The organism is Algoriphagus locisalis (assembly GCF_900116615.1).
In the GTDB taxonomy this organism is placed as follows: domain Bacteria; phylum Bacteroidota; class Bacteroidia; order Cytophagales; family Cyclobacteriaceae; genus Algoriphagus; species Algoriphagus locisalis.
In genome coordinates, this window is sequence record NZ_FPBF01000001.1 from 1,029,922 (window position 1) to 1,050,459 (window position 20,538).

At 39.2% G+C, this 20,538-nt stretch carries 18 protein-coding genes and 1 tRNA gene; 4 read left to right on the forward strand and 15 right to left on the reverse strand.

The genetic code is table 11. The annotated features are described in order from the left end of the window. Positions 1-64: 64 nt before the first annotated feature. The 4 genes from pnp to BM386_RS04500 all read right to left on the reverse strand — a co-directional run bounded on the left by pnp (position 65) and on the right by BM386_RS04500 (position 4,904). Complete coding sequence (pnp, locus tag BM386_RS04485) at positions 65-2,203, reverse strand: polyribonucleotide nucleotidyltransferase (RefSeq protein ID WP_091691833.1); 2,139 nt, start codon at positions 2,201-2,203, stop codon at positions 65-67. Positions 2,204-2,301: 98 nt separating this feature from the next. Next, positions 2,302-2,577, reverse strand: a complete 276-nt coding sequence (gene rpsO / locus BM386_RS04490) for a 30S ribosomal protein S15 (RefSeq protein WP_057936311.1) — start codon at positions 2,575-2,577, stop codon at positions 2,302-2,304. Positions 2,578-2,637: 60 nt separating this feature from the next. After that, a complete protein-coding gene (locus tag BM386_RS04495) occupies positions 2,638-4,437 on the reverse strand; it encodes an LptF/LptG family permease (RefSeq protein ID WP_091691834.1) in 1,800 nt (599 codons plus the stop codon). A gap of 71 nt (positions 4,438-4,508) precedes the next feature. After that, the gene (locus BM386_RS04500; protein WP_091691835.1) at positions 4,509-4,904 is read right to left on the reverse strand and encodes an START-like domain-containing protein; all 396 of its coding nucleotides are present in this window, start codon (positions 4,902-4,904) and stop codon (positions 4,509-4,511) included. Between the two features lie 357 nt (positions 4,905-5,261). Here BM386_RS04500 and BM386_RS04505 point away from each other — a divergent pair. Then, positions 5,262-5,335, forward strand: a tRNA-Met gene (locus BM386_RS04505). A 247-nt stretch (positions 5,336-5,582) separates the two neighbouring features. Then, a complete protein-coding gene (locus BM386_RS04510; RefSeq protein WP_091691961.1) occupies positions 5,583-5,843 on the forward strand; it encodes a GIY-YIG nuclease family protein in 261 nt (86 codons plus the stop codon). A gap of 89 nt (positions 5,844-5,932) precedes the next feature. Here the strand turns inward: BM386_RS04510 and BM386_RS04515 are convergent, their stop codons facing one another. The 11 genes from BM386_RS04515 to BM386_RS04570 form a co-directional block, all read right to left on the reverse strand. Further along, on the reverse strand, positions 5,933-6,544 hold the full coding sequence (locus BM386_RS04515; protein ID WP_091691836.1) for a TlpA family protein disulfide reductase: 612 nt from the start codon (positions 6,542-6,544) through the stop codon (positions 5,933-5,935). Positions 6,545-6,568: 24 nt separating this feature from the next. After that, positions 6,569-7,384, reverse strand: coding sequence for a hypothetical protein (locus BM386_RS04520; protein WP_091691837.1), 816 nt, complete (start codon positions 7,382-7,384; stop codon positions 6,569-6,571). After that, positions 7,371-8,642: a carboxypeptidase-like regulatory domain-containing protein gene (locus tag BM386_RS04525; protein WP_091691838.1), complete on the reverse strand. Its 1,272-nt coding sequence runs from the start codon at positions 8,640-8,642 to the stop codon at positions 7,371-7,373. The genes BM386_RS04520 and BM386_RS04525 overlap by 14 nt, the downstream gene beginning before the upstream one ends. Before the next feature lie 107 nt (positions 8,643-8,749). Further along, entirely contained in the window at positions 8,750-9,907 is a 1,158-nt protein-coding gene (locus tag BM386_RS04530; RefSeq protein WP_091691839.1) for a 6-bladed beta-propeller, read from the reverse strand. 142 nt (positions 9,908-10,049) lie between these two features. After that, positions 10,050-10,394 carry a 50S ribosomal protein L20 gene (gene rplT, locus BM386_RS04535; RefSeq protein WP_091691840.1) on the reverse strand — a complete coding sequence of 115 codons (345 nt, stop codon included), beginning with the start codon at positions 10,392-10,394 and terminating at the stop codon, positions 10,050-10,052. A gap of 111 nt (positions 10,395-10,505) precedes the next feature. Next, positions 10,506-10,700, reverse strand: coding sequence for a 50S ribosomal protein L35 (gene rpmI / locus BM386_RS04540; RefSeq protein WP_091691841.1), 195 nt, complete (start codon positions 10,698-10,700; stop codon positions 10,506-10,508). A 25-nt stretch (positions 10,701-10,725) separates the two neighbouring features. Beyond that, entirely contained in the window at positions 10,726-11,280 is a 555-nt protein-coding gene (gene infC / locus BM386_RS04545) for a translation initiation factor IF-3 (RefSeq protein WP_091691842.1), read from the reverse strand. Positions 11,281-11,367: 87 nt separating this feature from the next. After that, a complete protein-coding gene (thrS, locus tag BM386_RS04550) occupies positions 11,368-13,314 on the reverse strand; it encodes a threonine--tRNA ligase (RefSeq protein ID WP_091691843.1) in 1,947 nt (648 codons plus the stop codon). A gap of 477 nt (positions 13,315-13,791) precedes the next feature. Further along, positions 13,792-14,034, reverse strand: coding sequence for a hypothetical protein (locus BM386_RS04560; RefSeq protein WP_091691844.1), 243 nt, complete (start codon positions 14,032-14,034; stop codon positions 13,792-13,794). A gap of 118 nt (positions 14,035-14,152) precedes the next feature. Next, the gene (locus BM386_RS04565) at positions 14,153-15,370 is read right to left on the reverse strand and encodes a 6-bladed beta-propeller (RefSeq protein WP_091691845.1); all 1,218 of its coding nucleotides are present in this window, start codon (positions 15,368-15,370) and stop codon (positions 14,153-14,155) included. A gap of 30 nt (positions 15,371-15,400) precedes the next feature. After that, positions 15,401-17,878 (reverse strand): DUF5686 and carboxypeptidase-like regulatory domain-containing protein, encoded by a 2,478-nt coding sequence (locus BM386_RS04570; RefSeq protein ID WP_091691846.1) that lies wholly within the window; start codon positions 17,876-17,878, stop codon positions 15,401-15,403. A gap of 165 nt (positions 17,879-18,043) precedes the next feature. On the opposite strand from BM386_RS04570, the gene lhgO reads away from it, so the two are divergent. Further along, positions 18,044-19,243: an L-2-hydroxyglutarate oxidase gene (lhgO, locus tag BM386_RS04575; protein ID WP_091691847.1), complete on the forward strand. Its 1,200-nt coding sequence runs from the start codon at positions 18,044-18,046 to the stop codon at positions 19,241-19,243. A gap of 331 nt (positions 19,244-19,574) precedes the next feature. Beyond that, positions 19,575-20,525: an arginase gene (locus BM386_RS04580; protein WP_091691848.1), complete on the forward strand. Its 951-nt coding sequence runs from the start codon at positions 19,575-19,577 to the stop codon at positions 20,523-20,525. Positions 20,526-20,538 lie beyond the last annotated feature (13 nt).

Below are 20,538 nucleotides of genomic sequence, written 5' to 3' on the forward strand. Positions count from 1 at the left end.
ATATGATTTGTGAAATTTAATAGTTTATGAAAATCAAATTAATCAATTGTTTCGATTAACCTTATCAGTTTGATGCTGGTTTTTCAGGTTTTGGCAATAAAGCCTTTCTTGAAAGCTTAAATTTGCCAGTTTTCTTATCGACATCAATCAATTTGACCTGTATTTCTTCTCCTGGCTCAAGTACACCGTCCATAGTCTCTACACGCTCATGCTTGATCTCGGAGATATGAAGTAAACCATCCTTACCCGGCATAAATTCCACAAAGGCACCAAAAGGTTGAATGTTTTTTACTTTACCTGTATAAGTCTCTCCTATTTCAGGCTGAGCCACGATCGCTTTGATACGGGAAAGTGCTGCGTTGAGTTTATCCTGGTTAGCAGAGAAAATATTGATTTTACCCTGATTGTCGATCTCTTCGATTACAATAGTAGCTCCGGTATCTTTTTGGATTTCCTGGATCACTTTACCTCCAGGTCCAATCACCGCACCGATCAATTCCTTAGGAATCATCATGACAAATGATCTTGGCGTATGTGGTTTCAACTCTGGCTTAGGAGCAGCAAGCGTCTTCGTGATTTCATCCAAAATATGAAGTCTTCCGTCTTTTGCCTGTAGCAAAGCTTCCTTCAACACAGAATAATCAAGACCTTCTACTTTCAAATCCATCTGACAAGCTGTGATACCCTTAGCAGTACCGGTCACTTTGAAATCCATATCACCTAGGTGATCTTCGTCTCCCAAAATATCCGAAAGGATAGAATATTTACCTGTTTTGGCATCAGAGATCATACCCATTGCGATACCTGTTACTGCTGATTTGATAGGAATACCTGCATCCATCAATGCCAAAGAACCAGCACACACAGTTGCCATTGAAGAGGAACCATTTGATTCTAAGATATCAGAAACGATACGGATAGTATATGGATTCTGGTCAGCTGGAGGAAGAACTTTCTTCAAAGCTCTCATGGCAAGATTACCATGTCCTACTTCTCTTCTTCCTGGACCTCTGTTAGGCTTTACTTCGCCTGTAGAGAACCCTGGAAAATTATAGTGTAGGTAGAATTTGTTGTAGCCAGAAATAGTCGCTCCATCTACCATCATCTCGTCCATCTTTGTACCCAAGGTACAGGTAGTCAACGATTGAGTTTCTCCTCGGGTAAATACTGCAGATCCGTGAGCAGATGGCAAGTAATCGACTACTGACCAGATTGGTCTTACTTCGTCAAGCTTTCTACCGTCAAGTCTTTTCTTTTCATCCAAAGTCAAATTTCTAGCAGCTTCTTTATGGATTTTGCTGAAATATGGACCTATAAGACTTGCTTCGAACTCATGCTCTTCACCAAGGCTAGCCACGAATTCATCTTTGATTTCTTTGATAAGAGCAGAACGCTCAGATTTGTTAGCAATTTGCTTTCCTACCGAAGCATACAATTTGTCGTAAACTTCAGCTCTCATTTTATCGAAAAGTGCTGGATCTGACTTCTCGTGATTGTATTCTCTTTTCACTTCTTTGCCAACAAGCTTAGTCAGCTCGATTTGAGCCTGGCAATGTCTCTTGATTTCCTCATGAGCATACTGCATTGCTTCCAGCATTTCTTCTTCCTGGATCTCGTTAGCTTCACCTTCTACCATCAGGATAAAGTCAAGTGAACCCGCAACGATAAACTCCAAAGAAGCAGTTTCCAACTCAGTTGGAGTTGGGTTGATTTTCAACTTCCCATCGATTTTCGCAACGCGAACTTCAGAGATAGGGCCATTGAAAGGGATATCAGATACAGCTAGAGCTGCAGAAGCAGCAAGACCAGCCAAAGCATCAGGTAGTACATCCTCATCACCACTTATAAGTGTGATAGCGATCTGAGTGTCTGCATGATAATCATCTGGGAAAATTGGACGAATAGCTCTATCTACAATACGGCTAATCAAAATTTCGTAATCAGAAAGTCTTCCTTCTCTCTTCAAAAATCCTCCAGGGATCTTTCCCGAAGAAGCAAATTTCTCTTGGTAGTCAACAGACATAGGTAAAAAATCCACCCCTTCTCCAGCTTCTTTTTTGGATACTACTGTAGCCAAAAGCATAGCCTTTCCCATCTTCACTACTACTGACCCGTCAGCCTGCTTGGCTAAGGCACCAGTTTCTATTGTAATTTCTCTGCCATCTTCTAGTGTGATGGTCTTGGTGATTAAATTCGGTAACATAAATAATTGTTAGTTTGCGTCGTTAGTGATAAAAGTCTTCGTATAACCTTAAAAATAAAAAAGTAAGGTTCTCACTCAAGAGAACCTTACTAGTTTGGTTATTTTCTGATTCCTAGCTCGGCGATGATTGATCTGTATCGCTCGATTTCTTTTTTGTGAAGGTAATCCAATAGGCTTCTTCTCTTACCTACTAGCTTCAACAAACCAAGTCTTGAGGAGTGATCCTTCTTATTTGACTTCAAATGCTCAGTCAAATGCTTGATTCTGTGTGTAAAGAGGGCAATCTGAGACTCAGGAGATCCTGTGTCAGTAGCAGATTTTAACCGTCCATGATTCTTAAATAACTCTTCTTTAATCTCTGAGGATAAATACATGTTTAGCTAAATTTTGTAAAACAACCACAAAGGTAAGATTTAATTTAAGAAAATGAAAGCTTAATTCGCTTTTGAACGAAGAACTTTAAATCGGTCTTGTACACTTTTCCAAAGGCTCAGATAAAAGTCCGGTTCGAATAATCTGGCATCCTTTCTGGCCTGTTTCACAAAAAACAATCCGAAGGGAAGAAGACATAAAATTGAAAACCAGGTTCCGAATAATGGATCGGCAATTCCCTCCTTAGCCCATTTTTCACCCGTTATTGTGAGCATGTAATAGATTATAAAAAAAATAATAGACACCAGGACTGGCATTCCCAATCCTCCTTTCTTAATGATAGCGCCCAATGGCGCTCCAATCAAAAACATCGCAAAACAAGCAAATGCTTGGGTGTATTTCTGATACCAGGCAATCTGAAATCTTCGGTAGTCTCTCTTATAATTATCTATTTCTGTCTTTCTGATAGAAAAATTGTTTTTCAAGCTCCTTGAATTACTCAAGGCTATAGTAACCGACTGCCTTGTGTAGCCACGATTCTCTACTAAGGAATCGATCTGTTTGCGCTCTTTATCAGTTAATGGTGTAGTTCTAGGCTGCTTTAGTACGGTTTTTAACTTAGCATTCTTGACCGTATCTTGATCATCTTCCTTCTTAGATTTATTATCAATCTGCTTTTTCCCTGCGGAAGTTGCTATAAGAGAGTCTCTGCCTGTTGATTTAGAAGATTTTTGACTTGAACTTAAAGATGAAATGGCAGAATCCTTAGCAGCGTTAATCAATAAACGTGACTCTGGATGGTCAGCCAAAACAACAGAAGTATCCTTCTTAGCCTGGCTCCGAATATTTTCAAGTGAGTCAGTCGAAGTTTGTTTGCGTTCTAACTTTACCCTTCTGATTGAATCATCAAGGGCTTTTCGTTCCTTAATATCAACAGGAGGACTTAGCTTTCTATCTCTGGTGAAGAATGGGTAAATACTTTCGGTACTTTGGTAATTTTGATAAATCTTATCATTCAAGAGTGTGTTGATAGAGTCTAGCCCTAGTTTGATCTCGGAAATATTTTTTATAGACCTGTTGGTTGACCAAGCCTCTTCTGCCGTTCTATTGAGTTTGAAAGTGTTATTCAGGTCAAATACGATCTCATTTGTATCAAAAGAGGTCCGGTTAAATTCAACGGGCTTTTCCTTGATCCCTCTTGTTTGTCTCTCTTCACTGTAATTGGTACCATGAAACAAGGATAGCTTCATGTAATTTTCATTGAAAAAGGGTTCCATCCTACCAGAATCTGCCAAAGTCATATTCAAATTGCCTGATGATCCTCCAGCGTGACTATAAATTATTATATCCTTAAGTCCGTGCTCTCCAATTTTCTCGTTGACCTTGATGCTGTATCCTGGAATTCCTGCATAGAACACGCCTGCTTTTATCTCCAATGCCGGAGATTTCATCCGAATATCGTAGAGTAAGCTAAATGTCTTAAGGTTCACCTTAGGCACCAGGTAATTATTGGACAGATAAGCAGCAAATGATAAAATAATCACAAATACACCTATGGGGCGTAATGCACGCAGAAGGGAGATTCCGCTGCTTTTGATGGCTGTGAGTTCGAAATGTTCTCCCAGATTCCCAAAAGTCATCAAACTGGAAAGCAATACTGCAAGTGGCAAAGCCATAGGTGAAATACTGATCACAAAATAGCCGATCAGCTCTGCATAGATCCAAAAGCTCAGGCCTTTACCAAAAATTTCATCGAAGTATTTCAGCATGTTGACCGTCAACAGGATGAAATCCACGACAATAAAAGTCAATAAAAATGGGCCTATAAAAGACCCAAGTATAAGTTTATCTAGTTTCTTCATTATTCAAACTACTCCCAAGGCAAATACGAAGCCTAGGAGTCGAAGTTCAAATTTGGTAAAATGAATTGAGATTACCCACCAATAATATCTTTCAATCTTCCGATCAGTCCTTCCCAGATAGCGGCTAGCTCATCGTCTTCATAGCTATCCGAGTAGTCAATTACTTTAAGAAAAAGGGTTTGGGTGAGATCATTTTCTTCCAACTTGAATTCTATGAAGGCATGATCGGCCTCATCGGGATTTTTTGGATCGTAAAATTCAAATTTCACGTGCGAATTACTTCGCTGAGAAGCAAGGCGAGCATAATGGTCTTCACTATCAAAATTGAAAATATAATTCTTATCCTCGTTTATTTTCACTTCATCGGCAAACCACTCCTCTAATCCACTTGCAGTACTCAAATAGTGGAAAACTATTTTTTTGGAGGCATTGATTTGATAATCAGCCACAAACTTATTTTTAACCATGATAATCGCTTTTACTCTGTGTAAAAATTCATTTTTTTAAAGAACGTCAACTTGCATTTCACATTACAAGACCTCATATTTGCATTCCCATTCGAAAGGGAGGTTTTCCAGGTTGATAATAAACGATTGTCAACTAATCTTATTGACTGATGAATGTGCTTTAATATAGGCATTAATTTCAAAATTCAATACCAAAAAATGTTTCTGGGTATTTAGAAACTGTTTGAAGTAGTGTAACCATTCATATTAATATTTGGCGAGGTATCCCGATGGCTATCGGGAGCAGGATTCTTATCCGCCGCGGCGGACGGGAGTTCAAATCTCCCTCTGATTGAAATGTTGAGATAAATTATTAATGGCGAGGTAGCTCAGTTGGTTAGAGCGCAGGATTCATAACCCTGAGGTCGGGAGTTCAAATCTCCCTCTCGCTACTCAAAGGCTTTCGGAAACGGAAGCCTTTTTTGGTTTCCGTCTTTAGTGGCCAGGATTCAAATCCGCCGCGGCGGACGGGAGTTCAAATCTCCCTCTCGCTACTCAAAGGCTTTCGGAAACGGAAGCCTTTTTTGGTTTCCGTCTTTAGTGGCCAGGATTCAAATCCGCCGCGGCGGACGGGAGTTCAAATCTCCCTCTCGCTACTCAAAGGCTTTCGGAAACGGAAGCCTTTTTTTATTTTTACTAATGAACGAATTCGTTGTATATATTCTGCTTTCCTCATCATCGGGCAAAACCTACACGGGAATGACTTCGGATTTGATTACAAGATTTCATTTTCATAATTCCAAATCAACTAAGGGATATACATTAAGGTACAGACCATGGACTGTAATTCATGTGGAGTTTTTTAAAAGTAAAAAAGAAGCATTGATTCGTGAAAAAGAACTTAAATCAGGAAAAGGTAGAAATTGGTTAAGACTAAATATCCTTCCAAATTATTTTTAAACGCAGGATTCATATCAGCCGCGGCGGACAGGAGCCAATTTTTATTCTAGTTTAGTTTTGAAGTGTTGCGTATGACCCAAACACATTTCTCATCTAAAAAGATTATCCAAAAACATCTTAATCTCCTCAGAATCTGGCCTTGGAGCATTAGGATGAATTAATTTTCTCTCTGGATCAAAAATCAAATACCTTGGAATCAGCGCCACGTTCAATGCTTTTAGGTATTCTGACTCCTCTTTGTTCATGGCAACAAAAGATTGGTCTGGAATTGCAATGTCATATTTCACAGCAACTTCTTCCCAAAACTTATAATTGTCGTCAACTGATAAGAAGATTACTTCAACTCCTTTGCTTTTATAGGCTTCATTTAAGGCCAAAGATGCCGGGAATGCTTTAATACAAGGAATACACCAAGCCGCCCAAAGATCAACGTATAAATACTTACCTCGCTTTTGATCTAGAAGCTCTTCAAATCTACTGAAGCTTTTGCCCAGCCCCATCAATTCTATATCCGGTTCTATTTTTTGAAGAGCCTTATTCGAAGAATTCAAATAATCCAACTGGGCTGGATTAGCTAATTTGTCATTATATCGCTCCAGAACTTCATCTGCTTCAATAAATGATAGGTTTGGGATTTCCTTTTGTAAATAGTGAAAGAGCAGAGTTTTTTCGATAGAATTCAGTTCATCTCCAGCTATCAATGAATCTAATAACCCATCGGATTCCTACTGAGATTGATTGGCAATAATTAATTCGGAAAACTCATCCAAATACACGCTGTTGGCTAACTCAGAATTATCTATTTCCAGAATTGAATTAACAGCCAATTGGGTATTGATCTCCAAACTTTCAGTAGCATAAGTTTCCAATTTCTTTTGCGCCAATCTATTTTTAGCAGCATAAAAAGCTTTGACTTTTTCTGTAATTAATCGGGAATTTGCCAAGGAATCAAACAAATTCAACTCCTTTTGAAATCCTTGAATGGCTTCGTCTTTAATTCGCTTTAAGTCCTCATTCATACCTAATTCGAATGGAAACGCCTTGGTCTCATTCCACAAAAAATAGAAATCCTGGGATTTTGAATAGGATTTATCAAATAGCTCAGCATTCCTTTGAAGCTCCAGATTGTAAGCGTAGGATGAGCTTTCCTTATTGATGGAAGTAAACCATGGTTTATTGTCTTTCACCTGAATCAGGATAGAGTCTCCTTTTTGGAGAAAATAGGTAAACTCAACCTGACTATTGTCTCGATAAACTAAATCCAGAGATTCCCTTTTAGTGTTGATGATAAGGTCTTTGCTTGACTCCGCAGAATTCAATGAGATTTCAACAGGTAACATTTTATCAACCATGTATTTGAATACTGCCTTACGCTGCCGAAAAAACTGGTGCGCTACACTATCTTCAAAAACTAAAACGATTTGATCAGAGTCGGTAACTTCTCCTATTCCCTTCCCTTTTTCATCCGAATTGCAAGAACAAAGACCAATAAGCCCCAGAAAAAGGCATATGAAATAAACCTTGATATTAGTCTTTCGCATTGCGCTTAAATTGTTGTTCCAGACTTTTATTCATTTCCAAACTCCTGATAATTGCTGAATCCAGTGGGTGTTTTTTGATGAAATCATAAGTTTTCCAAAAACTTGAATCAAGTTCATATTTATTGGATTCGACTTCTTCATCTCTGCCAAGTGCATTTTTCACTCGAATCTTTTTAAAATCCTCAGTCACTGGAACATCAAACCAAATAGTAGAAATATCCATTTGGTGCGTGCCCACATCTCGGTTAATCAATCTTAATTCCTTATTTCGAAACATTTCCGGATAATAGACTCCATCGACTTCCCTAAACTTGGCAAAAGTTTGGTATTCACCTGATAGCCACCCTATTTGATATTCTACAATCGCATGGTTTCTAGCGTTTATTTTCAAGTAACTACTGCCATTAGGAGGATCTTTACTACTGAATGCTATTTGATAGATCGTATCATTTCCCACAATCTCCTCTCCCATCAATCTGCGGTATGTTGGCAACTCTGGAATCCCCATAAATCGATCCCCGTCTTTGCCGAACCAAGTTTTGGAATGGTAAGCATCACCTCGAAATCCATTATTATGTTGATAGGTTTTAATAACTTGGTTTGATGGTCCGAGAGTACTTCCTGTTGATTTAATATGCTCTCTAATTCGATGCTTCAGTATTGTCATTGAAGAATCAACCTCACCCAATTCGTCGCTTTGTCTTAGTGATTCAAGTTTAATCCGAATATCCACTCCTTCTTTGAAATAGCTAACTTCTTCTACCACCACAGCTGCCTCAACGAGCTTGGTGAATTCCTCATAGTTCGTAGATACTTTTCTGTAAAACCCTCTCAGCTGGTGACGCTTGTCTGGATAGTTATTCGGGATATTATCAATCGCTTTCGAAATCATCTCCTCGATAAAATTATCTTCTGGCATTACCGTAACCTCATTCAAAGAAAGTAGCTGTCTTTGGAGCCTAAGTGTATTTCCAGTTTTTGCTAGCGAAGAGATTGACACTTCCTTCTTTTCAAATCCAATAGATGAGATCACGACAGTTTCATCCAAGAACTGAGAGGGGAAAAAGAACTTAAACTCTCCTTGTTCATCTGCCAAAGCAGAAAAATCAGGGTAGTTCTTTAAGTACAGGTATGCATACTGCACAGGAGCCAAATCTTCGCTGTCTATGACGGTACCAGAAATGCTATTTGCTTGCCGGTTTTGTGCGGTTACAAAATGAGCACAAAGGAAAAAGAAAGAGAATACTAAAAATCGCATCACCTAATAAAATAAAAATAATGCAATTTCTCAACACCTACTTAATTTGGAATGGTAGTAACGATTCCGTTACCTGACTATTTCGTAAGATTCACTGCCAATAAATTTTAATCCGACAATTTCACAGTAAAAACCAGCAATGAAGGATTGTCATACTTATCCATAGCGTCTGCCAAATCAATTAATAATGGATTGGTGAGCCTCTTATGCTCACGTAGAACTTTAACGTGTTCAGGCTCGATAGTACTTACAAAACGGTCGTTAGACAACGTAGCGATTGGTTGTATGAAAAGATTCTCAGGATTATATCTGTCTTTGTTCAAAAAATTGAGCTCATTGTTTTGCTTATCATAAAAAAAATAAGCTAACTCCCCTTTATCGTAAATGTCGAAATACAGATAATTTTCTGACTCTACCAGCCCCATATGAATAAACCTGTAATCCCTTTTCTTTTCATCATAACCCTCTGCGCTTTTAGTGAACTCATATGGAAAATTACTATCGCCAAAATCAATTTTTAGATATGGGATAAATTCATCTTCAGTCCAAGTGTAAATTTGATTGCGCCAATAGTCGAAGTAATTTACTTTTCCATCGAATTCATAAAATATCATGTTTGGCAAATACCAAGTTTTGTACTCCGGCGTACTCGGAAAGTAAGTTCTTTTGACAATGCCGTTTTCATCCATTGATGCAACATCATAGGATTCATTTAATTCAAAATCAGAGGCAGATCTATTCAAAAACAGTAAAAATTCGTTGTTAAATTTAGCTATACCTTGGGGGAATGAATTTATCCTTATTTCTTTCTGAAACTCCCCATTCAGATTAAATGACACAATCTTTCTCCCATTGTTGTCAAGTACAATAATTTGCTGTTGCCCAGAATCAAACCAAAAATTGGTCACCTCAGAGATCTCCCCTGGCCCATTCCCAATTTCTCCAATCGTATGGATAAACTCGCCATTTGCATTGAAAACAAACAATTTTGACATGGAATGTATGTACCATTGTCCTTCAATTTGCTGGACTTTTGAAATTTTCCCTAACAAGGATTCCGCATTGGTTTCAAGTTGAATTATATCCTGAATTTCAAACTTTTTTATTTCAGCATATTCTGAAACATCTTTATCCAGTTTTATGGTATAAGCACCTTCATGAGTTACTGATACTTCTTTTTCAATGTTTTTTTTGCAACTAACGCACAATAAAACTACAGTTACAACCTTCAAAGCATAGGAGTAAGAATGGGCTTTCGGTCTCATAATGATCTTTTAGCTAAAAATCTAATGTTTAGCAATATACTATTAGTTTAAAAAACAGCCTCATAAAATGCCTTAACTGCTACTTATAAACCAAAAAAGCCTTCCCGAGGGAAGGCTTCCAATAAAATAAGACAGTGCAACCTTATTTTACTCTTTCAACTACAGCTTTGAATGCTTCTGGGTGATTCATGGCTAAATCTGCCAAAACCTTACGGTTAAGTTCGATTTCGCCTTTCTTCAATAATCCCATCAATTGAGAATAAGATACGCCGTGCATTCTTGCACCTGCGTTGATACGCTGAATCCACAAAGCTCTGAATTCTCTTTTCTTCGCTTTACGGTCTCTGTACGCATACTGAAGACCTTTCTCATACTTGTTTTTGGCTACTGTCCATACGTTGCTACCTCTTCCGAAGTAACCTCTTGTGGCTTTTAGCACTTTTTTTCTTCTTGCTCTGGACGCTACCGCGTTTACCGATCTAGGCATAGTGTTTTGTTTTTTGACAGTTGGTGCCCCGAGTGATCGAGATCTTGTTTACCAAAATGTCTGGTGAATAAATAAACCTTAATTAATTGATTTTTAAGCAACTGCGGAGAATCAGATTCTCAACATGTCTCTTACTCTACCCTCGTCAGACTCATGTACTAGACCAGTTTTAGTCAAGTTATGCTTTCTTTTAGTAGATTTTTTGGTCAGGATGTGGCTTTTGAAAGCGTGTTTCCTTTTGATTTTGCCGGTTCCCGTTAAAGCGAACCTCTTCTTTGCACTGGATTTGGTTTTTACCTTTGGCATTTTGCTGTATTTATTTAGTTGAAATTTATTTCTTTCCTGCCTTCGGAGCGATGAAGATGTTCATTCGTTTACCTTCCATTTTTGGAAGCTGCTCTACTGCACCGTACTCTGCCAGCGCCTGAGCAAATTTCAGAAGTAGCATCTCTCCTCTTTCTTTAAACACAATGCTACGGCCGACGAAGTGAACGTAAGCCTTTACCTTTGCGCCTTCTTTCAAGAAGTTGATGGCATGCTTCAATTTGAAATTGTAATCATGATCATCCGTATTCGGTCCGAATCTGATCTCCTTCAAAACAATCTTCGCGGCATTGGACTTGATCTCCTTCTGCTTCTTTTTCTGCTCGTACTTAAACTTTGCGTAGTCAAGAATTTTACAAACGGGAGGATCAACATTAGGAGAAATCTCTACCAGATCCAGGTCATTTTCCTGTGCGAGTTTGATGGCTTTGTCTGTAGGAAGTAATGCATTTCCACCTTCTACAAAATCACCAACCACCCGTACCTCACGAGCTCTGATTTTCTGGTTTACTTTATAAGGTTCTTCTTGTCTACCTCTATAGGGTTGTCTGTTGTTTCTCAAGTTTGCGTTGATTGTTTTTATGAAATTGGATGCAAATATCGGAATTATTTCTAATTAAGAAAAACTGAATTAAATAATACAGTATAATTACTTACTCAATGATGCTGAAATAATACCTTGAAAATAGTTTATAAACTCCTCTGGAGAGAAGTTACCTAGATCTCCTTCACCATGCTTTCGGACAGAAAGCTTTCGCTCTTCCTGCTCCTTTTCCCCCACTATCAGCATAAAAGGCACTTTTTTGACTTCAGAGTCACGGATTTTTCGCCCGATCTTTTCATCTCTGTTGTCTATAGAACCTGATATACCCCCCTCTTCGAGGATCGATTTTATTTCTTCAGCATATTCTACATATTTCTCAGAAATAGGTAAAATATTGATCTGCTCAGGAGAAAGCCATAGTGGGAAATTGCCTGCACAGTGCTCAATAAGCACTGCTACGAATCTCTCAAGAGAACCAAAAGGCGCTCTGTGAATCATCACAGGTCTGTGTTTTTGATTATCTGAACCTATATATTCAAGTTCGAATCGTTCTGGTAAGTTATAATCTACCTGGATAGTTCCCAACTGCCATTTTCTTCCCAAAGCATCTTTGACCATAAAGTCCAACTTCGGCCCGTAAAATGCTGCCTCGCCAAGTTCAGTAACAGTATCCAGTCCTTTCTCTGCTGCTGCTTCGATAATCGCAGATTCTGCCTTGTTCCAGTTTTCATCACCGCCAATATACTTGGAAGGATTCTCCGGATCTCTCAAGGAAATCTGAGCGGTGAAATCTTCAAAACCTAAAGCCTTGAACACATACAATACCAAGTCAATTACCTTGACAAACTCCTCTTTCACCTGATCTGGGCGACAGAAGATATGCGCATCATCCTGAGTAAAACCTCGAACCCGGGTCAATCCGTGTAGCTCACCACTTTGCTCATAGCGATATACGGTACCGAATTCGGCATAACGAATCGGCAATTCCTTATATGAATGTGGCTTATGCTTATAGATCTCGCAGTGATGCGGACAGTTCATTGGTTTTAGCAAAAACTCCTCGCCTTCATGCGGAGTCGCAATGGGCTGAAAAGAATCCTTGCCATATTTCTCGTAGTGACCAGAAGTCTCATAAAGGACTTTGTGACCGATATGCGGAGTGATTACTTGCTGATAACCTGCTTTGTCCTGTGCCTTTTTCAGGAAATTCACCAGACGCTCTCTTAGCAAGGTGCCTTTTGGTAGCCAAAGCGGAAGCCCCGCTCCTACTTTTTCAGAGAAAGTGAAAAGCTCAAGTTCACGTCCCAGTTTCCTGTGATCGCGTTTTTTTGCTTCTTCAAGCAATGTCAGATAATCCGAAAGCTCCTTGGCTTTCGGGAAAGTAACACCGTAGATACGGGTAAGCATTTTACGTTTCTCATCCCCTCTCCAATACGCTCCTGCGATGTTAGTCAGCTTAACAGCTTTTACAAAACCTGTGTTAGGAATGTGTGGTCCACGACAAAGATCGACGAAGTTTCCCTGCTGATAAAACGTGATTGAACCATCTTCAAGTCCTTCTAATAGGTCCAGCTTGTATTCATCACCTTTCTTCTGGAAATAGTCAACTGCATCTTTCTTGGAAATATCAGTACGGATGTACTCATTCTTCTCACGGGCCAACTCGATCATTTTCTTCTCGATGGCTTCGAGTTCCGAGCCGTCAAGAGTCTTATCACCGAAATCTACATCGTAGTAGAAACCTGTTTCGATGGGAGGTCCAATTCCGAACTTGATGCCTGGATGTAGTGCTTCCAATGCTTCTGCAAGCAAGTGAGCGGATGAGTGCCAAAAGGTGTTTTTGCCTTCTCCGTCGTTCCAAGTCAATAATTGAATGGAGGAATCCTCGTTGATAGCTCGGGTAGCATCCCAAACCTGTCCGTTTACTTTTGCGGCTAGAACGTTTCTCGCTAAACCCTCGCTGATACTTGCAGCAATCTGTAGTCCGGTAGTTCCTTTTTCGTACTCCTTCACAGTGCCATCTGGAAGGGTAATTTTAATAAGTTGTGACATGTGTAAAATTAGTTCTGCCCATACAAAAAGGCATAAAGATTAAGTTGCAAATATGCACAAGAGAGAGGCAATCAAAAAATATATGGGAAGGGAATATGGTAATGAATCTTTATTTCTTCACTGTATAAACGATTAGAACTGGATTTTCAGAGTCTTGGGCTGCAAAAGCTGCTTCAGCAAAGTTATTGCATGCCTAGTAATGTATCTAGAAGTTTTTTAGGGTCTTGACGGTTATCCCAAAATGCTACAATTATAATTTGCACGTTAGTTACTTTGTAATAAATGCTAAAATTGCCCATTGAAGCAACTCTGATACCCTTGAAATCTGTTGCTTGGAATATTAAAGGTTTCTGGGCGATTTGATTAGTTTTTTTTAAACTAGCTTTACAAGCTTTTTGGAATAAGCGGCAGACCTATTTCTATTTACCCAATATTCTAAAACGCCAATAAATTGGATATCTGCCGTTTTCGTCCAAATTACATCGCGTTTAGCCATTCAAGATTTCTTTTATCCATCGCTTCTTGGGAAATCAGTTTGCCATATTTAATATCCTCCTCACTCATTTCCAGCATCATTTTTTGCTCATCCGTCAATTTCACATTATCTAATTCAGGCGAACTTGAGGAAATCAGTTTATCAAGAGCTTCTAAAAATTCTCTGTTTTTGATTGAAAGTATTTTATCGATCAATCCATTTTTTAAGTTATCAACTGTAGCCATTTCAAGTCCTTATTTATTATTAAAGGTCGAAAATTTTAGATTCATTCCAAATTGGTTTAGCTGTTCTTGGTCAATTAACTTAGTAGCAAATACGCTTTCTGGAATATGGAATGAGAGGTTATTTTTTAACTGTATATACAATCAGCACAGGATTTTCAGAGTCTTTAGCAGCAAAAGCTGCTTCAGCAAAGTTTTTCCCCTTCCCTTTCACATATTCTTCAAAGCCCTCCTGACCTAGTTCTGCTTTCTTTTTTTGTAGTTCTTGAAAAAGGGTTTTTCCTGGTATTGTAAAACCTACCTTCCCTTCTTCATATTGATAAAGAATTGAATAGGGATCGAAACCTTCATTAAGATCATCAGAAATCCTTCCCTTGATTACGCTAACGTTTTGGCTTCGTCTATCAAAAAACACATTATAACTTTTTTCTTGGTAGCTAAATCCCGAATAAAGCTGGGATTCATGTATAAACCATTTGTTAGGCACGAAGTATAATTGTGCTTTTTTGTTAATAAAATCAAGCTCTTGCAATGGATCTAGAGTTTCGCTATTACTTCTTAGTTCATCTATGCTTTGCGCGTAATCTCCGTAGTCAAATACAAGTTTAGGGCTAAAAATCTTTGAATTTATCTGGTAAATTGTATCATTGAAGGGCATTGCGAAATACATCCATTTTTCAGTTTTTTGAAAAACTTTCCTGGTAGAGAAATTTCCGTAAAATCCCTCTTTTTTATAAGGTAGAACTTTCACTGTATCCTGAAATGTCTCCGATACACTTTCCACAAAGTGCTCACCTGGTTCTCTTGTGTCATTAAAAAAGTAATATCGCTTTTCATCTTCGGAAAACACTCCAGTATCAGTCGGCCTAGCCAACTTTTCTTCCCTGAGAAATTTACCATCCAAATCAAACCACATCAGCTTGGGAGGATAAATACCTAATAGCAAAATTTCCTCTCCAACTATTATAGCATCATCAAATTCCAAATATTGTCCAGGCCCTTCACCATAAGCATCGAGTTTTGAGAGATATTTTCCAGCCTTGTCAAATAGCTTAACACATTCACAGTCAAAAACGTCCAAAGTAACTATCTTGTCTTCATGGAAGAATACCTTATTCAATCCTCCCAATTGCGCCTCTTCAGAATCATCTTTCAACCAGATATATTCTATCTCAGGCTCAAAGAATTCGGAGAGTTTTCCCTCTCTAGCTTCTGAGAGATCAACTTTGATGATTTCAAGTCCATCACTGGATACTTCTGACTTCGTTTCATCACTAGATGAGCAGGATGCTAAAAAGCTGGAAAGCAAACAAATTAAAAATAGCCGTAGTTTCTTCATCTACCCAAACTAATGAATAGAATCCAAAAACTAAAGAATAATTTGTCCTGATATTTTTACTGCAAACGGTTTAGCTCCAGGATTATCCAAATAGGTCATTCTATGGAAAAAGTCTATTCTGAAGAATTTGAAAATATTCTCGATCCCATATCCCAACTCTATATAGGGCTTGGTCGGATCCAACCTTCCAAACGTTTCTATAGTATTGCCATCTGGGTCCACTGTAGGTGCATTAGCTATATTTTTATTGCTGACAGATCCATATAGAATATTTGCATTTCCTACAGCCCGCCATTTAAGCTTCTTTAGCAACGGAACTTTGTTGAGAAGAAATCCCTCGAAATAATGCCTGTACCTCAAGCTTGCATACTGATCTGAGGCAAATTCATTGAAATTCATCGTATTAAAAGCTGCTGAGGTATAGAATAAAGTTTCGTTACCCAAGTGGTTTTTCAATATGGGATAAGGAACCTCTCCAAACACTTTGGCAGCATCAAATTCATATCGTGACACTCCAAACATGCCCATATTAAGCCGCTGATACACGTAGAAATTTATTTTCGAATAAGTAATATCTCCACCTAGCCAATTCATACCCTTCGCATAACTCAACTCAAAAATCGGCCATCGCAATGGCCCTAACGACGTTCGCTCGTTGTCGTTGATCAGGATGGTTTCGTCCCGTCCATAGCGCAATCCAATCTTAGCTTCAGTGGTTTGAAAATTCGACTTATATTCCCCTGTGCCTTTTTCTAAGTAATAAAAATCATATAAGGGCTCAAATTCCATAAAACTCAAATCAGAATACATCAGGAATCCTTTGAAAAACTCCCGTTGGAAATTCACCTGGTGTTTGTTTGTGAAATAAGGTCTTCTCAACGTGCCAAACCTACTAGCTGCCAGAAAAATACTGTTGCCTTGCAAACTGGAAATCTCTAATCCTACTTGATCAATTTCTTTTTGGGTAGATAAGGAAACCGAAGTCCAGTGCATTCTATCCAAAATGCGGGTTACTTTTGCGGAATATTTCAGTTCTGCATCTTTGAAACCATAAGCGCCATAACCGTAGAGTACCCATTTATCACTGAATTTCAGATTGGTTCGGAAGCCCATTCCCAGCCTTATTCCTTCTATATCATTGTAATTGAAAAAGCCTGGCCACGGGCCTATATCTACTTTTTTGAATGGCAAATACCCAGTTCCAAAAAACTTAAGCCCCTCCGAATAAAAGCGCACGATGGGGATCCTTTTCAGCGTATCTACCATTTGAAGCACCGCTATTTCTTCTTGAGACAAAATATCCTGTCGGTTCTCCTTCCAAAATTCCTCACTCGCCTCATCGTAACCCGGCAGCAAGGTCACTGATTGGTTAAAAAATGAAGTAGGCTGAGGTTCCCCCACTTTCACACTATCAGCTGAGGTGTAGAACTTGGCCAAAAGACCAGCGGTTTTAGGTGTAATTTGCCCTATTTTAATTTGAACACGAGTTTTGGCAGGAATCAAAGGGCCTGCAGATGTAGGCTGCAATTCCTGTTGTATTTTGATCCGCTCGATAAAATTCAGATTTGCTTCTTTCGGAATCGTCAGATCCACCTGTTTGAGCGCATAGGTTTCCTTATTGATCCAGATCGTACCGGAAAATGCCAAGTCTTGCTCTCTCAAAGGATATACTTTCAATAAATAGCAGGAATCAGTTCCCACTAGCACCGAATCGATTAGATCATAATCATAAAACTGCTTCCATCCATCTGCAATCGGCGATACAAACTCCTTACCTACAATGGATAACCAGTTTTTATAAAAGTTGTATTCCTGAAATGCAGACCCTGTGATCTGTGAAGTTGTAGATCCGTCGGTGATACCCACTCCGGTAACTTTGGATTTCTCTACTACCTCTTTTCTCAGTTCGGGATTAGATCTAAAGTAAAACTTCGAAATTGTCTCCGAGAAAAAAACAGGCAAAATCTTCTCACCTTCATCATTCGTCAGCTGCTTAATAGAATCCAAAATGGCAGTCACTTTCTGTACAGTTTTCCGCTGGGTAAACTCCTCAGACACATGATCAATATCTATTTCTATTTTGGTATAGTTCTTTGTCTGATAAGCAGATAACTCTCTTTTATCAAAGTCCTTTTTGCGATCCACTGCTTTGCGAATCACCTCAAAAGCCGGGTTTTCTCCAGCTTCAAAAACAAAAGCTTCCATCTCAAAATCAGATGGTTTAAGCTGGAAATTGACTGTTTGCTCAGGGACTTGTTCCAGCGATTTCGCAGCACTGATGTATCCCAAATAGCTAACGGTAATACTATCAGTAAGGCTTCTAACATCAATGGTGTAATTCCCTTCAAAATCTGTAGAAATGCCTAAAGTCGTGCCTTTCAGCAATACTGATGCAAAAGGAATTGGATCCCCAGTGGCAGAGTCAGTCACTTTTCCTTTTACCACAAATTGGGCAAAAGTCTGAGAGGAAACGAGAAAGAAGAAAAGGAAAAAATACTTGCGGATCATGTAATAGTGGCGGCACTGAGAGTAATTCCTGCAAAATAAATTCATTAAGGCTGCAAATCGCTAATTGACTGGTTAAAAATTATAAAGAATCCAAAGTTCCGCGAATTCCTGCTACTGGAAAAATGAAAAATACGCTAGTATATTTGAGCCTGAAAACGGAGAAACATGATATACGATATTACAGTAATCGGTGGTGGAATAGTGGGATTGGCTACTGCACTCAAAATTCAAAAAGCACGTCCTGAGCTCAAAATCGCCATTTTGGAAAAGGAAGATCAGCTCGCAAAACACCAAACTGGTAATAATAGCGGTGTAATTCACTCAGGTTTATATTATAAGCCAGGCTCACTGAAAGCCACCAATTGCATAGGCGGATATCATGAATTGATTCAGTTTTGTGAAGAAGAAAAAATTCCGTTTGAGATTACAGGAAAAGTGGTCGTGGCTACCCGAGAGGAGCAAAAACCGCTTTTGAATAACTTATTTGAAAGAGGTATTCAAAATGGCTTGGAAGGAACGCGATACATTACCATGGAAGAGTTGAAGGAGTTCGAGCCTCATTGTGCCGGTGTAGCAGCACTTCACGTTCCGCAGACTGGAATCGTAGATTATTTCAAAGTTGCGCTTGCCTACGGCAGGAAGATAATTCAGAATGGTGGAGAGATATTTCTTAACCATAAAGTACTGGAAATAAAGCAGAAAGGAAGCATCAATTACATTGAAACTTCTAAGAAAAACTTTCAAAGTAAACTTGTAATTAATTGTGCTGGCTTGTATTCTGATAAAGTAGCTCAAATGAGTGAAAAAGATCCTCTTGATGTTAAAATCATTCCATTCAGAGGAGAGTATTTTAAGCTTAAAGAGGACAGGGAATTCTTAGTAAAGAACCTGATTTATCCTGTGCCAGATCCGAATTTCCCATTTCTAGGAGTTCACTTCACCCGAATGATGAAAGGTGGCGTGGAAGCTGGTCCAAACGCTGTTTTAGCCTTCCGCAGAGAGGGATATAAAAAATCCCAGATCAACCTGAAGGAACTTGCTGAGTCATTGGCATGGCCAGGATTCCAAAAAGTAGCTGCCAAATACTGGCAAACAGGTTTTGGTGAGATGTACAGATCTTTTTCCAAAGCCGCATTTACCAAAGCCCTTCAGGAATTGATCCCCGAAATCCAAGAATCTGATCTCGTCGAAGGCGGTGCTGGTGTAAGAGCACAAGCCTGTGACCGAACAGGTGGATTGCTGGATGATTTCTCGATCAGAGAATCTACTCACGCAATCAACGTACTAAATGCTCCTTCTCCGGCAGCTACAAGTTCATTGGCGATCGGAGGAACTGTGGCGGACTTAGCACTGAAGAGGTTTTAAGGCTTTTTTAAAGCATTTTACTCCAGCCCCTAGAATATCAGGAGGCGCTAAGGCGCTATTTTCTACTACTTTCTTCCTACCAGTTTGGCGCACGTCTTTACCTTGTTCAAAGTCTCATGACCTTTCCGACGACAGGCGGGCTTGGCCCTATTATAATAAAGTCTTCAGACTGCTTTACAACTAATTATATTTAGGGGTTTTTTGGCAGTCCAAAGACTGCAATATGACAGACACAAGTCTGAAGACTTTCCCCCCAGATGAATTTCAGGCATTTTTAACTACTTTTGCCTCGCTTTAGCCAACCCAATATAACTTTAAATTCTCCTTACGAATGCGCGATATAAAACTAGTAGAAGTACGCTCAGAAATTGCAGCGGGAACACGTGGAGCAAGTATGGGGATCGATGCCTTGAAGATTGCAAGCTTGGATAAAAAGTCAGATTTCTTTACCCAATTTGATCCAATCAACGTTCCTGACGCTAATAATTACCTCTGGAAAGGAAATAATTACCCACACGCCAAATACATAGATGGTGTTTATCAGGTCTTGAAAAATGTCTATTCCACGATTGAGTCGTTGAGAATGGAAAAGAAGTTTCCTATCGTACTTGCAGGCGATCACAGCACTGCGGCCGGAACCATTATGGGAATAAAAGCCGCAGATCCTGACAAACGACTGGGAGTAATCTGGATTGACGCTCATGCAGATTTGCACACACCTTTTACCACTCCTTCGGGGAATATGCATGGTATGCCGTTAGCTATGGTCGCTCAGTTGGACAATATCGATTGCCAGGTCAATGAGCCGTCTGAGGAGACACTGATCATCTGGAAAAAGATCAAAACCATAGGCGGAGATTTCCCCAAAATCCTTCCAAATGACATCGTGTTCATCACCGTCCGCGACACCGAAGCTCCAGAAGATCATTTGATCAAAAACTATGGAATCAAAAACTTCAGTACAAAAGAAGTAAGGCAAAAAGGGATAGATCAGATCGCTGCAGAAGCTTTAGAAACACTTAAAGAATGTGATCAAATCTACATTTCCTTTGACGTGGACAGCTTGGATAGCTCCATTTCTGTAGGGACTGGTACTCCCGTTCCTGATGGATTGACCGTGCAGGAAGCGATAGAATTAAATGTGAAACTTATTCAAGACAGGCGGGTCTGTTGCTGGGAAATCGTTGAAGTGAATCCTACGCTTGATTCTGAGAACTTGATGGCCGAAAACGCTTTCGAAGTGCTCGAAGCGACAACCAAAAGTTTGGTGGATAATTTTTAGGTTTTTACCGCGG